The sequence below is a fragment of the Streptomyces sp. NPDC058459 genome (assembly GCF_042721685.1).
Lineage (GTDB): Bacteria > Actinomycetota > Actinomycetes > Streptomycetales > Streptomycetaceae > Streptomyces.
This window is the reverse complement of record NZ_JBHXLV010000169.1, coordinates 1-14,220: the sequence shown is the minus strand read 5'-3', so window position 1 is coordinate 14,220 and position 14,220 is coordinate 1. Positions and strand designations below refer to the sequence as shown.

At 73.2% G+C, this 14,220-nt stretch carries 13 protein-coding genes and 1 pseudogene; 8 read left to right on the top strand and 6 right to left on the bottom strand.

Annotated features, from left to right (window positions below; genetic code table 11):
* Window positions 1-229: 229 nt before the first annotated feature.
* Window positions 230-1,438: a pyridoxal phosphate-dependent aminotransferase gene (locus ACFWN1_RS25135; protein WP_384366132.1), complete on the bottom strand. Its 1,209-nt coding sequence runs from the start codon at window positions 1,436-1,438 to the stop codon at window positions 230-232.
* Between the two features lie 87 nt (window positions 1,439-1,525).
* On the opposite strand from ACFWN1_RS25135, the gene ACFWN1_RS25130 reads away from it, so the two are divergent.
* The gene (locus ACFWN1_RS25130) at window positions 1,526-2,161 is read left to right on the top strand and encodes a winged helix-turn-helix transcriptional regulator (RefSeq protein WP_384366129.1); all 636 of its coding nucleotides are present in this window, start codon (window positions 1,526-1,528) and stop codon (window positions 2,159-2,161) included.
* A gap of 42 nt (window positions 2,162-2,203) precedes the next feature.
* On the opposite strand, the gene ACFWN1_RS25125 is transcribed toward ACFWN1_RS25130, so the two are convergent.
* Genes ACFWN1_RS25125 through ACFWN1_RS25115 form a run of 3 tightly spaced genes read right to left on the bottom strand, consistent with a single transcriptional unit; the run spans window position 2,204 to window position 5,799 of the window.
* Complete coding sequence (locus tag ACFWN1_RS25125) at window positions 2,204-3,010, bottom strand: hypothetical protein (protein ID WP_384366127.1); 807 nt, start codon at window positions 3,008-3,010, stop codon at window positions 2,204-2,206.
* A complete protein-coding gene (locus tag ACFWN1_RS25120) occupies window positions 3,010-4,272 on the bottom strand; it encodes a VWA domain-containing protein (RefSeq protein WP_384366124.1) in 1,263 nt (420 codons plus the stop codon). Before ACFWN1_RS25120 ends, ACFWN1_RS25125 begins: the two co-directional genes overlap by 1 nt.
* A gap of 9 nt (window positions 4,273-4,281) precedes the next feature.
* On the bottom strand, window positions 4,282-5,799 hold the full coding sequence (locus ACFWN1_RS25115) for an IucA/IucC family protein (RefSeq protein WP_384366121.1): 1,518 nt from the start codon (window positions 5,797-5,799) through the stop codon (window positions 4,282-4,284).
* Window positions 5,800-5,898: 99 nt separating this feature from the next.
* On the opposite strand from ACFWN1_RS25115, the gene ACFWN1_RS25110 reads away from it, so the two are divergent.
* The 3 genes from ACFWN1_RS25110 to ACFWN1_RS25100 all read left to right on the top strand — a co-directional run bounded on the left by ACFWN1_RS25110 (window position 5,899) and on the right by ACFWN1_RS25100 (window position 8,802).
* Entirely contained in the window at window positions 5,899-7,422 is a 1,524-nt protein-coding gene (locus ACFWN1_RS25110; RefSeq protein WP_384366118.1) for an IucA/IucC family protein, read from the top strand.
* A gap of 170 nt (window positions 7,423-7,592) precedes the next feature.
* Window positions 7,593-8,504, top strand: coding sequence for a HipA family kinase (locus ACFWN1_RS25105; protein WP_384366115.1), 912 nt, complete (start codon window positions 7,593-7,595; stop codon window positions 8,502-8,504).
* 10 nt (window positions 8,505-8,514) lie between these two features.
* The gene (locus ACFWN1_RS25100) at window positions 8,515-8,802 is read left to right on the top strand and encodes a SelT/SelW/SelH family protein (protein ID WP_384366112.1); all 288 of its coding nucleotides are present in this window, start codon (window positions 8,515-8,517) and stop codon (window positions 8,800-8,802) included.
* Window positions 8,803-8,808: 6 nt separating this feature from the next.
* Here the strand turns inward: ACFWN1_RS25100 and ACFWN1_RS25095 are convergent.
* Together ACFWN1_RS25095 and ACFWN1_RS25090 are read right to left on the bottom strand one after the other, a co-directional pair.
* Window positions 8,809-9,536: pseudogene (locus ACFWN1_RS25095) on the bottom strand (hypothetical protein); the annotation flags it as partial.
* A gap of 60 nt (window positions 9,537-9,596) precedes the next feature.
* Window positions 9,597-10,223: an NTP transferase domain-containing protein gene (locus ACFWN1_RS25090; protein WP_384366109.1), complete on the bottom strand. Its 627-nt coding sequence runs from the start codon at window positions 10,221-10,223 to the stop codon at window positions 9,597-9,599.
* A 236-nt stretch (window positions 10,224-10,459) separates the two neighbouring features.
* Between ACFWN1_RS25090 and allB the strand changes: the two genes are divergently transcribed.
* The 4 genes from allB (at window position 10,460) to ACFWN1_RS25070 (ending at window position 14,173) form a co-directional block, all read left to right on the top strand.
* Window positions 10,460-11,779 carry an allantoinase AllB gene (gene allB, locus ACFWN1_RS25085; protein WP_384366106.1) on the top strand — a complete coding sequence of 440 codons (1,320 nt, stop codon included), beginning with the start codon at window positions 10,460-10,462 and terminating at the stop codon, window positions 11,777-11,779.
* A 33-nt stretch (window positions 11,780-11,812) separates the two neighbouring features.
* Window positions 11,813-12,943, top strand: a complete 1,131-nt coding sequence (gene alc, locus ACFWN1_RS25080) for an allantoicase (protein WP_384366103.1) — start codon at window positions 11,813-11,815, stop codon at window positions 12,941-12,943.
* An 87-nt stretch (window positions 12,944-13,030) separates the two neighbouring features.
* Window positions 13,031-13,639, top strand: coding sequence for a dihydrofolate reductase family protein (locus tag ACFWN1_RS25075; protein ID WP_384366100.1), 609 nt, complete (start codon window positions 13,031-13,033; stop codon window positions 13,637-13,639).
* A gap of 138 nt (window positions 13,640-13,777) precedes the next feature.
* A complete protein-coding gene (locus ACFWN1_RS25070) occupies window positions 13,778-14,173 on the top strand; it encodes a ribonuclease domain-containing protein (protein ID WP_384366097.1) in 396 nt (131 codons plus the stop codon).
* The last annotated feature ends 47 nt before the right edge of the window (window positions 14,174-14,220 follow it).

Sequence of the window (14,220 nt, the reverse complement as noted above, 5' to 3'; positions counted from 1 at the left end):
GGGTCAGGAAGTGGTCGTGGGGCGGGCGCGGGTGACGGAAGGCGAGGCCGAGCCGGACGAGGGCGGCCAGCTGCGCGCCGGTGCCCCGCAGCCGACCCGTGCCGGGATCGGCACCCTCGACGACGCGCCGCTGCGCGGCGGTGGGCGATCGTGCCATGTCGGTGCTTCCTTCCGTTCCACTGCCTGTCCTTCGAAGCGTACGGCCGGGCAGTGACAGTCCCCGGTGGAGCTACTGCCGGTACCCGCTCAGGAAGCGGCCGATCCGGCCGATCGCCGCTTCCAGGTCGTCCGCGTGGGGGAGGGTGAGGATGCGGAAGTGGTCGGGTGCGGGCCAGTTGAAGCCGGTGCCCTGGACTACCTGGATCTTCTCGCGGAGCAGCAGGTCGAGGACGAACTTCTCGTCGTCGTGGATCCTGTGCACCTTGGGATCGAGGCGCGGGAACGCGTACAGCGCGCCCTTGGGCCGGACGCAGGACACGCCGGGGATCTCGTTCAGCTTCTCCCAGGCCACGTTCCGCTGCTCGTACAGCCGGCCGCCGGGCGCGGTCAGTTCACGGATGGACTGGCGGCCGCCGAGCGCGGCCTGGATGGCGTACTGGGCGGGCGCGTTGGGGCACAGCCGCATGGAGGCCAGCATGGTCAGGCCCTCCAGATAGCTCTTCGCGTGCTGTCTGGGGCCGGTGACCACCAGCCAGCCGGAGCGGAAGCCCGCCACCCGGTAGGTCTTGGACAGCCCGCAGAAGGTGAGGACCACCAGGTCGGGGGCGAGGGACGCGGCCGAGTGGTGGACGGCGTCGTCGTAGAGGATCTGGTCGTAGATCTCGTCCGCGAACACCATCAGGCCGTGCCGGCGGGCCAGGTCGAGGATGCCCTCGACGACCTCCTTCGGGTACACCGCGCCGGTCGGGTTGTTGGGGTTGATGAGGACCACGGCCTTGGTGCGGTCGGTGATCTTCGACGCCATGTCGGCCAGGTCGGGCGCCCAGTCGGCCTGCTCGTCGCACAGGTAATGCACCGCTCGACCGCCGGCCAGCTTGGTGACCGCCGTCCACAGCGGGAAGTCCGGGGCCGGGATCAGGATCTCGTCGCCGTCCTCCACCAGCGCCGTCACCGCCATGGACACCAGCTCGGAGACGCCGTTGCCCAGGAACACGTCGTCGACGTCCACGGCCAGGCCGAGGTTCTGGTAGCGCTGGGCCACCGCCCGGCGGGCCGAGAGGACACCGCGCGAGTCGGTGTAGCCGTGGGCGCGGGGCAGCATCCGGATCATGTCCTGGGTGATCTCCTCCGGTGCCTCGAAACCGAAGAGCGCCGGGTTGCCGGTGTTCAGGCGCAGCACGCTGTGCCCCGCCTCCTCCAGCGCGTCGGCGTGCTCGATCACCGGGCCGCGGATCTCGTAGCAGACCTCGCTGAGCTTGTTCGACTGCCGGAACTCCATGCGTCGCAACCCCTCCGGTAACTGGTGTTGCTTGGTTTTACCAAGTAGGAGCTTGGAAAGTCCAACAACATGTCTAGACTGCGTCGCATGCCACCTCGCCGACGCTACGACCAGTACTGCTCCGCGGCCCGCGCCCTCGACCTGGTCGGGGACCGCTGGACCCTGCTGATCGTCCGGGAGCTGCTGGCCGGGCCCCGCCGCTACACCGACCTGCACGCGGACCTGCCCGGGGTGAGCACGGACGTACTCGCCTCCCGGCTGAAGGACATGGAGCGCGACGGACTCACCGTCCGGCGCAGGCTGCCCCCGCCCGGCGCGGCCTACGTGTACGAACTCACGGCGCGTGGCCGTGACTTGCTGCCGGTCCTGCACGCCCTCGGAGAGTGGGGAAGCCCCGAGCTGGCCGAGCGGCGGCCCACCGACGCGGTACGGGCCCACTGGTCGGCGCTCCCGCTGCTGGCGGCGCTGAGCGCGGCGGAGGCGGGGGCCGGAGTGGCCGAAGTCGTCCTGGAGGAAGGTGAGTTCCATCTGCTCACCGGCGCGGAGGACGGACCGGTGTACGGGCACGGTCCGGCGCCGGAGGCCGCGGACGCCCGGCTGGTGATGGACGCGGCGACCTGCGCGGAGGTGTGCCGGGGCGAGGTGGGGATCGCGGACGCGGTGCGGGCGGGGCGGGTCACGGTGACCGGTGACGGGGCCCTCGCCAAGGCGCTGCGGGAATGACGAAGGCCCGCCGTTCTGAGTCCTGGCGGGCCTTCGTCCGGGTCAGGCGCCCGGTGGGACGTACGGCGGACGGCCCCGGCCCCGGGTCAGCGCGTGACCGCCGATGCCCGCGAGCGCGGCCAGCGCGCCGCCGACGGCGGTCCACACCCAGCGGCTGGACCACCAGTGCGAGGACCAGCCGTCGTCCGGCTCGATCGCGGAGAGCACGGCCGACTTCGAACCGTCCTTCTCCGTATCGGACTTGACCGCGATACCGGGGACGAGCGGCTTGCCCAGCGAGCCGTCGACGGCCGCCGCGCCCCCGATGTCCTTGGAGTCCGCGCGGACTTCGGCCCGTACCGGCAGGCCGAGGTCGGCGGAGCCGAGGTTCAGCACCGTCAGCCGGACGTAGTACGTGCCGGGCAGCGGGTCGTTGGCCCACGGCTCGGACCAGGCGCGCACCGTGCGCAGCACGCAGGCCAGTTCGACCGTGGAGGCACCCTGCCCGGCGGTGCGGGTGGCCGCGCCGTACTGGCAGGACTGGTGGCGGCGCAGGCCGTCGTAGACGTCGAGCTGCCAGGTCTGCGCGGTGTGCGTGTCCGGCAGCTTCACCGTCGCCTTGACGGTCGGGCGCCGGCCGGTGTCGGCCGGGAACGACCAGTACAGGTAATCACCGGTGGACGCGGAGGCGGTGGCCGTCCGGCCCTGTTCCATCTCGGCCGCCGTGCGGAAGGAAGTGCCCGCCTGGGTGGGGGCCTTGCCGTCCGCCGACGCGCTCGGGGAGGGACTCGGGGAGGAGTCGGCCGCGGCGGGCGCGGCGGCCAGGCCCAGCGTCAGCAGGGTCGCGCTCAGCACACGTGTCGCACGCATCAGTTGGTCCTCCAGACCGCGACCCGCCAGCGGGACAGCCAGCCCCACAGCAGACCCGCGACGAAACCGGTCAGTACCAGCGCGGCCAGCAGCCACCAGCCGCGGCCGAGCCCGAAGGAGGCCACGTCGGAGGCGGCGGAAGGACCGTCCACCACGTCGACCGTCAGCTCCAGCGGCATTCCCGGCGTGGTCTTCACACCGGCGGCGGCCGAGAAGGAGTTGGTGACCTGGAGGCACACCGTCTCCGGGGCCGCGTCGTCGTCGGACTCGGGCTTCGGGTAGCGCAGACCGGTGGAGATCGTGTCGGTACGGCCGGTGCCGGCGCCCTCACCGCGTACGATCTCGCGGCCCCGCTGGGTCACCGCCCGCAGCAGCACACCGTAGTTGGGGTCAGTGGCCCGGTCGTCGGCGACGCTCACCGAGGCGCGCAGCTCCTGGCCCGGCTGGACGTCGACCTTGTACCAGCGCTGCTTGCCGAACTCCTCGCGGTCCGTGTACAGACCGGACTTGAGCGCGGGGGCCCCGGCACACGCGTCGGCGCCCTCGGTGGCCACCGGGGTCACCACCGGATCGGCGGCCCGCTCGACCAACTGGCCGACCCGGTCCGTCAGTTCCTCCTTGTGCTGCACGGATGTGTACGTGCCGCCGGTCGCGTCCGCGATGCAGCTGAGCTGGTCACGGGTCTTGGCGTCCGGCACCAGGCCCAGGGTGTCGATGGTCAGGCCGATGCCCTTGGCGGCTATCTCGCGGGCCACCTCGCACGGGTCGAGGGGCTGGCAGGTGTCCTCACCGTCGCTGATCAGGACGATCCGGCGGGTGCCGTCACCGTTCCCGAAGTCGCCGGCCGCCTTCAGCAGCGCCGGACCGATGGGGGTCCAGCCGGTCGGCGCCAGGGTCGCCACCGCGGTCTTCGCCTCGGTGCGGTCCAGCGGGCCCACGGGGTAGAGCTGCTCGGTGTCCTTGCAGCCCTCCTTGCGGTCGTTGCCACGGTAGTTGGCGCCGAGGGTGCGGATGCCCAGCTCCACCTCCTCCGGCGTCGCGTCGAGCACCTCGTTGAACGCCTGCTTGGCCGCCGCCATCCGGGTGCCGCCGTCGATGTCCCGGGTCCGCATGGAACCGCTGACATCCAGGACGAGTTCGACCTTCGGAGCGGGCTGCGGCTCGGTCTCGTCCGCTGCGGCCCCGCCGGGACACGCGATCCCGGCCGCCAGGGCGGCGAGCAGGGCGCAGACGCCCGCCGCCAGCCGTTGTCTTCTGATCATCGGCGGATCTTATTGATCGTAGGTGTCGGCCTCCAAAACGAAGGGGCTCGGCAGCTCCGTCCACAGATCCCCCGGGGTCTCCGGGGACAGCCTCATCAGGGTCAACGCCTTGACGGGCAGCGGATTCTCACACAGCGCCGCCAGGTCGGGCGTACGGGGCAGATCCGGCAGCGCGGCCCGCAGCGCGGCACCCAGCGCCGGGCCGGAACCCGCCGCCGCGGCGAGCGCACCCCCGACCAGCGACCCGAACAGCTTCCGGCGCAGGCTGACTTCGTCGTCCGTGACCAGACGTCCCGTCAACTCCGATACGACTATGCCGTGTCCGGCCAGCCGGGCCGGGCTGATCCTGATGTCGGCCAGATCGCGGTAGACCAGCCGCAGCGGGGTGTCGTCCGCTGCGAGCACCACCAGGAGGTTCTGGCCGTGCGCCTCCAGCGCGACCCCCAGCTCCAGCAGCCGCAGCCCGGCCGTGAGCGCGAGCCGGGTGAACGCGGCCAGCCAGTCGGCGGACCGAGGCAGCGCCGTGGTGGACAGCGCGGCCACCGGCAGCACCCGCTCGCCCGGAGCCGCGTACACCTCGGGTGACTCGCGCAGCAGCACCGCCAGGTTGGGGGAGTGGGCCGTGGCGGCGCCCAGGGTGTGCGTGATGTCCAGCAGCCCGCCCATCCGGCCGACCAGGTCCGCCGCGAGCGTGGACAGCGCGGCCGACGCCCGCACCGAGTACGGGGAGATGTCCCGCACGGAGGAGGTCAGCCGGGCGCTCAGCGCGGTCTTCACATGCGGTCCGCCGGGCAGCGCCAGCGTGCGCAGCGACATCAGCGGATGCGCCGTACGCCAGGGCACGGTGGTCCGCTTGAGCACATGCGCCGCCTGCCAGGGATGTACCGGCAGCAACAGGTCGCCCCCGGAGCGCAGTTCGGCCGGCCACTCGCCCGACACCAGGCACTCGGCCACCGGCACCGCCACCGTGCCCAGCTCCACCACCGGCCGGTGCTCCGGGCCGTACGCCAGCTGGTCCGCCACCGAGAAGCCGGGCCGAGAACGGCAGTTGGGGTGGAAGGGGTGCCCGTCCACCACCCGCTGCTCCCACTCCCAGTCCCGCTCCGGCCACCCGGCACCCGGCTCCGCCGCGTCGGCGCGGGACAGCGCCAGCGAGGCCACGCTGTTGGCCAGCTCTGCCGCGAACGCCGCCGCGTGCGGCACCGCGAGGTCCGTCATCAGCCGCGCGGGGTCCGCGTACCCCTCCCGGCCGAGGCGCACCTCGGTGACGCGGTCACCGGTCGCGTACGGGTCGGAGCGCGGGCCGTGCAGCGCCCGGCCGTCCGCCAGCCGTACCGTCAGTCCGTGCGCCCCCGCCGTCCGGGCCGCGACCCACGGCAGCTGCTCGTGCGCCAGCGCCCGCCACAGCCGGGTCAGGACCGCCGCGCGGGCTCCCGGCAGCGCGGCCCTGCAGCGGTCGCGCAGGGCGGGCCGCACGGCGGCCAGCTCCTCGGCGGCCTCGGCCTCGGCAGTGGGAGAGTGGTACACGGTGGGCTCCTAGGGGACTGGCAGCTCAGGGCACGATTGTCGGACACCGCAGACTTGCTGAGCACGGTCGGCCCCCCATGAACGGGCACCGACGCCGGTATGACGAGAGCGAACAAACGCGTGGACCTCAAGCCCCAGACCGACGCCGCCGCCCGGCACGCCGACGCCTACGCGTCGGCGCCGCTGCTCAACTGCCTGCTGCGCGAGGTGGCCCAGCCGGTCCCGGACGCCGGTGACCGGCCCGTGTACCGGCTGCCCGGCACCGGCCGGCTGCTGCGGGTACGCCCCGGCCGCCGTCCGTCCGGCCCCGAGGTGCGCACGGACGACGCCTGGCAGCGGCTGACCCACGCCGAACTGGTCGAACTCGTCGCCGACGAACTGCGCGCCCACACCGGCCTGCCGGGCGACGACCTGCCCGCCGAGATGCTCGACAGCCGGGACACCGTCGCCGTCCTGCTCGCCGCGCGTGCCCGCACCCTCGCCCCCGAGGACCCGTATCTGCGCTCCGAGCAGTCGCTGATCACCGGCCACCCGCACCACCCGGCGCCCAAGGCACGCGGCGGCGGCCCGGTCGCGGCATGGCTGCCGTACGCCCCCGAGGCGCACGCCCGGTTCCCGCTGGTGCTGCTCGGCGTCCGCGAGGACCAGGTCGCGGAGGAGGGCGACACCACCGCCCTGGACGCCCTCGGCACCGCCCCGCCCGGCTACCGGCTGCTGCCCGCCCACCCCTGGCAGCTCGACCTCCTCGCCCGCGAACTCGCCCCCGCCTTCGCCGACCGGCGCCTGCTCCGGCTCGGCCCCACCGGCTTCGCGGTCCGGCCCACGGCGGCCGTGCGCACGGTGTACGAGCCCGACCGCGACCTGTTCCTGAAGTTCAGCCTGGACGTCCGCATCACCAACGACATCCGCCGGCTGTGGCGCCATGACCTGGAGAAGCTCGGCCGCACCGACACCGCCGCCCGCGCCGCGTTCGCCGCCATGGAGCCGCCCGCGGCCTGGCTGAGCGACCGGGGCTACCGCACCGCCGCGTTCGCCTTCGAGGAACTCGCCGTCCTGGTCCGTGACGGACTGCGCGGCCACCTCCTGCCCGGCGCCACGCCCCTGCTCGCGGCCGGGCTCGCCGAGGGCTTCGACGGCAGCCCGCTGGCCACTGCCCCTGACCCGGGCGCCTGGTGGGCCGCGTATCTGCGCCAGGTCGTCCCGCCCGCGCTGACCGCGTTCCACGACCACGGTGTCGTGCTGGAGGCGCACCTCCAGAACACCCTGGTCGCCGTCGACGCCGCCGGCACCCCCGTACAGGCGCTGTTCCGCGACGCGGAGGGCGCCAAGCTGCTGCCCGAGGTGACCCGCGAGGCCGGGTGGGAGCGGCTGGTGTACTGCCTGCTCGTCAACCACCTCACCGAGATCGCCGGCGCCCTCGCCGAACACCACCCCGGCCTCGACCCCTGGCCCGCCGTCCGCCGCGAGCTGTCCCGGCACCCGCTCCCAGAACTCCCGGCCCTGCTCACCGCGCCCACCCTCCCCGGCAAGACCAACCTCCTGCTCCGCTGGACCGGCGCGGACGGCGCGGACGCCCGCTACCTGCCCCTGCCGAACCCGCTGCGCGCGGACAGGGCCAGGTGACGGGGACACGATCAGGCGTCCTGCCCCCGGGCCCCCGGCGGGCGAGGCCGTGTCACTCGCGTCCGGACCGACGCGCCGACGCGGGAGACCACCCAGGCGGCTGAAGGGACCTCGGCGGCATCCCGATCACCCTTGGTTACTATGGTCACTTCATGTGGGAGGTGGGAAACGTGCGAGATGTCACCTCGACCCGCTACGTCGCGTCCCTGCGCTCCGGCGGCTCCGTGCCCGGAGTCGTCGAGGCCGACGACCTGGGCACCTACGTCGTCAAGTTCACCGGCTCCGCGCAGGGCCACAGGGCGCTGGTCGCCGAGGTGATCGTCGGAGAGCTGGCCCGCGCCCTGGGCCTGCGCTTCCCCGAGCTGGTGCTGGTGCACTTCGACCCCGTCGTGGCCGCCGACGAGCCGCACCAGGAGGTGCGCGAGCTGCACGCCGCCAGCGCGGGCGTCAACCTCGGCATGGACTATCTCCCGGGCGCCCGCGACCTCACCCCCGAGATCGCCCGGCACTTCCCCGTGGACCCGCTGGAGGCGGGCCGGATCGTCTGGCTCGACGCGCTCACCGCCAACGTGGACCGCACCGTGCACAGCTCCAACCTCATGGTCTGGCCGACCTTCGGCATCGCGCCCCCGCGCCTGTGGCTGATCGACCACGGCGCCGCCCTCGTCTTCCACCACCGCTGGGACACCGCCGACCCCGGCCGGAAGTACGACTTCCGCCACCACGCCCTCGGCCAGTACGGCCCCGACGTGCGCGCCGCCGACGCCGAGCTGGCCCCCGAGGTCACCGAGGAGCTGCTGCGCGGCATCCTCGCCGAGGTGCCCGACGCCTGGCTCACCGACGATCCCGCCTTCGCCACCCCGGACGAGGCCCGCGCCGCCTACGTCGACCACCTGCTGGCCCGCGCCCGGCTGTCCGCCCGGTGGCTGCCCACCGACTTCCCCGACCGCGCGGAACTCGCCGCCGAGGAGGCCGCCCGCGCCGAGCGCTCCCAGCGGGGCCGTCCGGACTGGCTCAAGCGGGTCCCCGACCTGCACGGCCGCCCGGCGGCGGAACAGGACTGGTCGGTACACCTGGGATGAAGGGACGTCCGTGAGTCATCGAGTCGAGATCGAGTACTGCACCCAGTGCCGCTGGCTGCCCCGCGCGGCCTGGCTGGCGCAGGAGCTGCTCACCACCTTCGAGACCGAGCTGGGCGAACTCGCCCTCAAGCCCGGCACCGGCGGCGTCTTCGTCGTCCGGGTGGACGGCGAGCCGGTCTGGGACCGCCGTGAGCAGGGCTTTCCCGAGCCCACGGCGGTCAAGCGCCTGGTACGCGACCGGGTGGCGCCGGAGCGGTCCCTCGGCCACTCCGAGAGACCCGGCCCTTCCGGCGAGTGAACGCGCTCAGCCGGTGAGGTGCCGGCAGGCGGGCAGCGTGAGGAAGTCCGCGTACTCCTCGTCCAGCGCCACCGTCAGCAGCAGGTCGTGCGCCTCCTGCCAGTGCCCGGCCGCGAACGTCTCCCCGCCGATCTCCGCCCGCACCGCCGCCAGCTCGGCCGCGGCCAGCCGGCGCGCCAGTTCGGGGGGTGGCACGCTCGCCGTTCTGGAACTCGACGCCCGCCGCGATCCACTGCCAGATCTGCGAGCGGGAGATCTCGGCGGTGGCCGCGTCCTCCATCTCGTACGCTGCCGTGATCGTCTCGATCAGTACGGTGGCCCGTACGGAGCCCTGGGGGATGCCGAGTTGGTCCTGCGCGAAGACGAACACGTGGTTCCACAGGCGGGCTGCGAGGTGGGACTCGGTCTTCGGCAGGTAGAAGTAGGGGCCGAAGTCGACCAGGGCGCCCGGGACCGGCTCCCCGTCGGCGCGCGTTGACCGTCGTCCTGCGGTCGGTCGGGCCGGTGATCTCCACCCGGCGGTCCTCCAGCGCGGGCGGCGCGGGAGCCACCCGCCAGGAGTCGTCGGCGCGGATGTCCGCCGTCCCGGGCAGGAAGTCCAGCGTGCCGGTGCGGGTGATCTCGGCGCGGCGCCCGGCCCCGCGGGCCAGGAGTTCGTTCCGGCGCGGGGTGAACCGGCGGTGCAGCTCCGCGAGGAAGTCCAGCGCCGCTCCGGTGCGGACCTCACATGAGCGGTCACTTCCTCCGTGACGGGCGGGCCGGACCGGGCAGCGTGATTTCCAGCTCGCCGGACCTCAACGGGCCCCGCCGGGCCGCAGCCTGCCGAGATCAGCCCCGGTGTCGATGTCGTACGGCTCGGCCACGTCCCCGCACTCCACGAGCCGGATCTCCCCGGAGTGCCGCCGCAGATACCCCCGCGCCCCCTGATCGCCCCGCGCGACCGCGACCACACCGGCCCAGTGGGCGGCCCCGAGGAGTACCGGGTGCCCGCGCCTGCCGTCGTACGCGGCCGACACGAGGGAGGTCTCGCCGGTGAAGGCGTCCAGCACGCGTGCGTACGCCTCCGGCCCGATGCCCGGCTGGTCGACAAGGCTCACGAGGACACCGCGCACCTCCGTACCCGTAAGGGAGCGGAGCCCGGCGCGCAGGGAGGACCCCATCCCGTCGGCCCAGCCGGGGTTGTCCACGAGTACGCATCCGCTCAACTCGGCCTGTGCGCGCACCTCCCCGGCTCCGGCGCCGAGTACGACGTGCACCCGCGCACACCCGGCGTCCCACAGGGCGCGGGCCGCCCGCTCGACCAGCGGGGCGCCGTCGTGACGCAGCAGCGCCTTGGGCCGACCGCCGAGCCTCCGCCCGCCTCCGGCGGCGAGCAGCAGCCCGGCGACCCGGGGCTGGCGGGGGGCTCGGCCGGATGTCATGGGACCAGCATGCACCGCCACCCAGGGAACGGGAGCAGACGCACCATGGACCCCCGCACATCCCGCCTGCGCATGAGTGGCACCTGTGGGCGACCGCCGTGGACACTCCCGCGTCCGCTCAGGCCGCGCGGCCCGAGCGACTGGCACCCTTGACGTGTGGCGGAGCGTGCCGCGAGACTCCTTCAACAGAACGTTGAATTCCGTCATGTGGACGTGTACGGCGGAGAGGGGTTCGGGTGTCCGACGTCGAGCTGGCGCTGCGCTCCACGCGTGTCGTCACCCCGGAGGGCGTACGGCCCGCGACGGTCACCGTCACCGGCGGGACGATCGAGGCCGTGCTGCCGTACGGGACACGGGTTCCGGCCGTCGACCTCGGCGACGACGCCCTGCTGCCCGGCCTGGTCGACACGCATGTGCACATCAACGACCCCGGCCGCGCCGAGTGGGAGGGGTTCTGGACCGCGACCCGCGCGGCGGCGGCCGGCGGTGTCACCACGCTCGTCGACATGCCGCTGAACTCGGTGCCTCCCACCACCACGGTCGGCCGGCTGCGCGTCAAACGGACGGCCGCCGAGGGCCGGACCCATGTCGACGTCGGCTTCTGGGGCGGCGCGCTGCCCGGCAACGTCGAAGATCTGCGCCCGCTGCACGAGGCCGGGGTGTTCGGCTTCAAGGCGTTCCTCTCGCCGTCCGGCGTGGACGAGTTCCCGCACCTGGACAACACCCGGCTGGCCCGTTTGCTGACCGAGATCGCCGGGTTCGACGGGCTGCTGGTCGTGCACGCCGAGGACCCGGCCCACCTCACGGACATCCCCTCCGGACCGGCGTACGCGGGCTTCCTCGCCTCCCGCCCGCACCTGGCCGAGACGGATGCCATTGCCCGACTGCTGGAAGAAGCACGCCGGTTGAACGCCCGCGTACATGTACTCCACCTCTCCTCCGCCGCTGCCCTCCCCCTCATCGCCGCCGCCCGCGCCGACGGAGTCCGCGTCACTGTGGAGACCTGCCCGCACTACCTCACCCTGAGCGCCGAGGAAGTCCCGGACGGGGCCAGTGAGTTCAAGTGCTGCCCGCCCATCCGCGAGGCAGCCAACCGGGACCTGCTGTGGCAGGCACTCGCGGACGGTACCGTCGACTGCGTCGTCACCGACCACTCGCCCTCCACCGCCGACCTCAAGACGCCGGACTTCGCGACCGCCTGGGGCGGTGTCTCCGGCCTCCAGCTGAGCCTTCCGGTGATCTGGACCGAGGCACGCCGGCGCGGGCACCGACTGACCGACGTGGTGCGATGGATGTCCGCTCGCACAGCCGCCCTGGCCGGCCTCGACCGCAAGGGGGCCATCGCGCCGGGCCGCGACGCCGACTTCGCCGTCCTCGCCCCGGAGGACACCTTCACCGTCGACCCGGCCCGCCTCCACCACCGCAACCCCGTCACCGCGTACGCCGGGAAGACCCTCCACGGCGTGGTGAGGTCCACCTGGCTGCGCGGCCGACAGGTGTACAGCGAAGGTCGGTTCACCGAGCCGGAGGGCCGGCTGCTGACCCGTGACGGCTGACCCCGTCCCCCTGCCGAAAGGACCCCGATCACCGTGACGGCGCAGCAACCCCCCACCCCGCCCCGCTTCACCGGCGACGCGGCTCCCTACGGCGGCGGCGACCCCTACGCGGACTACCGCACGGCGGACCTCCCCTTCACCCGCCATCCCGATCTCGCCGACCGGCGCCTCGGGGCCGGGGTGATCGCCGCCAACGACGAGTTCTTCGCCGAGCGGGAGAACCTGCTGCTGCCCCACCGCGCCGAGTTCGAGCCGGGCCGCTTCGGTCACAAGGGCAAGATCATGGACGGCTGGGAGACCCGCCGCAGGCGCGGCCTTAGCGCCGAGGACCCCTGGCCGGGCGCCGACGACCACGACTGGGCGCTGATCCGGCTCGGCACGCCCGGTGTGATCCGGGGGATCGTGGTGGACACCGCGCACTTCCGGGGCAACCACCCGCAGGCCGTCTCCGTCGAGGCCACCTCGGTGCCCGGCGCCCCGTCACCCGAAGAACTGCTCGGGGACGGCGCGAAATGGACGACACTCGTCCCGCGCACCCCGGTCGGCGGCCACGCGGCGAACGGATTCCCCGTCTCCGCGCCCCGGCGCTTCACCCACCTCCGGCTGAACCAGCACCCGGACGGCGGAGTCGCCCGCCTGCGCGCCTACGGCGAGATCGTCCCGGACCCGGAGTGGCTGGCGGCGCTCGGCACCTTCGACGTGGCCGCGCTGGAGAACGGCGGCCGGGCCGAGGACGCGTCCGACCGCTTCTACTCCCCGGCCGCCAACACCGTCCGGCCCGGCCGCTCCCAGCGGATGGACGACGGCTGGGAGACCCGGCGCCGCCGCGACCGGGGCCACGACTGGATCACCTACCGGCTGGCCGCGCAGGCGAGCATCCGGGCCGTCGAGATCGACACGGCGTATCTGAAGGGGAACAGCGCGGGCTGGGCGTCGGTCTCGGTGCGGGACGGCGAGAGCGGGGAGTGGACCGAGATCCTGCCGCGCACCCGGCTCCAGCCGGACACCTGCCACCGCTTCCCGCTCCAGGCCCCGGCCGTCGGCACGCACGCGCGGGTGGACATCCATCCGGACGGCGGTATCTCCCGGCTGCGCCTCTTCGGCTCCCTCACCGAGGAGGGGACGAGCCGCCTGGCCGCGCGGTACCGGGAGCTGAACGGCTGAGGCGCGCCCGGGGGACCGATGAGTTACGGTGCCGAGCGGGTTCTGCACCGTCGACAGCACGACCCCGTACCCGGAAGAAGGCACCTCATGGGCAAGCTCGTCTCCACCGTCTTCGTCTCGCTCGACGGCGTCTACCAGGCCCCCGGCGGCCCCGAGGAGGACACCAGCGGCGGCTTCGGCCAGGGCGGCTGGACCTTCCCGTACGCCGACGAAGGGTTCGGCGGCTTCGTCGACGAGAGCTTCGCGCGGGCCGGTGCCTTCCTGCTCGGCCGCCACACCTACGACATCTTCGCCGGCTACTGGCCGAAGGTGACCGACCCCGGCAACCCGGTCGCGGCCAAGCTGAACGCGCTGCCCAAGTACGTCGTCTCCGCGACCGTCGAGAACCCCGAGTGGGCCGGCACCACCGTGCTCTCCGGCGACCTCGGCAAGGAGGTCCAGGCGCTGAAGGAGCGCACCGAGGGCGAGATCCAGATCCACGGCAGCGGGGCGCTGGTCCGCTCCCTGGTGAACCTCGGCCTGCTCGACACCCTGCACCTGCTGACCTTCCCCGTCGTGCTCGGCGAGGGCCGCCGCCTCTTCACGGAGGGCGCCGTCCCCACCCGCTTCCGGCACGCGGGCGGCACGGTCACCGGGAAGGGTGTCTCCATCCAGTCCTACGACCTGGCGGGCAGCCCCGAGTACGGGTCCTTCTAGCCGTCCGGCGGAACGTCGACAGGAGCCCTAACAGCTCCTGTTGACGCAGGTTAACGCCGCGAGAACTCATCGGGCCCGCAGGAGAATCCACCTCTTCGTCATTGACATGAACGCGTCTACGCGCGTCATCATGAAGCCATGAGATACCCCCCACGCACCACCCGAATCGGCGCCGCCGCGGCCCTGCTCTCCGCTCTCCTTGTCGGCGGCACCGTCTCCGCCGGCACGGCGGACGCGGCCACCACCTCGGTCGGCAGCATCTGTTACGGCGCCCTGCCGTCGCAGGCGCACCACACCCTCGACCTCATCGCCCAGGGGGGCCCCTACCCGTACTCCCAGGACGGCGTGGTCTTCCAGAACCGCGAGGGCGTCCTCCCCCGGCAGTCCTCCGGCTACTACCACGAGTACACGGTCAAGACCCCCGGCTCGTCCACCCGTGGCGCCCGCCGCATCGTCACGGGCCGCCAGAACGAAGAGGACTACTACACCTCCGACCACTACGCCACGTTCGACCTGGTCGACTACGGCTGCTGACACCCCGGCCCGACCCCGCCCCGCGACCCTTCCCCCCACGCTCGGGG

What these genes read in the sequence shown, in the direction of transcription:
- ACFWN1_RS25135 (WP_384366132.1), bottom strand. Translation starts at nt 1,438, where the DNA reads ATGGAGTTCCGGCAGTCGAACAAGCTCAGCGAGGTCTGCTACGAGATC.
- ACFWN1_RS25130 (WP_384366129.1), top strand. Translation starts at nt 1,526, where the DNA reads ATGCCACCTCGCCGACGCTACGACCAGTACTGCTCCGCGGCCCGCGCC.
- ACFWN1_RS25125 (WP_384366127.1), bottom strand. Translation starts at nt 3,010, where the DNA reads ATGCGTGCGACACGTGTGCTGAGCGCGACCCTGCTGACGCTGGGCCTG.
- ACFWN1_RS25120 (WP_384366124.1), bottom strand. Translation starts at nt 4,272, where the DNA reads ATGATCAGAAGACAACGGCTGGCGGCGGGCGTCTGCGCCCTGCTCGCC.
- ACFWN1_RS25110 (WP_384366118.1), top strand. Translation starts at nt 5,899, where the DNA reads ATGACGAGAGCGAACAAACGCGTGGACCTCAAGCCCCAGACCGACGCC.
- ACFWN1_RS25090 (WP_384366109.1), bottom strand. Translation starts at nt 10,223, where the DNA reads ATGACATCCGGCCGAGCCCCCCGCCAGCCCCGGGTCGCCGGGCTGCTG.
- ACFWN1_RS25075 (WP_384366100.1), top strand. Translation starts at nt 13,031, where the DNA reads ATGGGCAAGCTCGTCTCCACCGTCTTCGTCTCGCTCGACGGCGTCTAC.
- ACFWN1_RS25070 (WP_384366097.1), top strand. Translation starts at nt 13,778, where the DNA reads ATGAGATACCCCCCACGCACCACCCGAATCGGCGCCGCCGCGGCCCTG.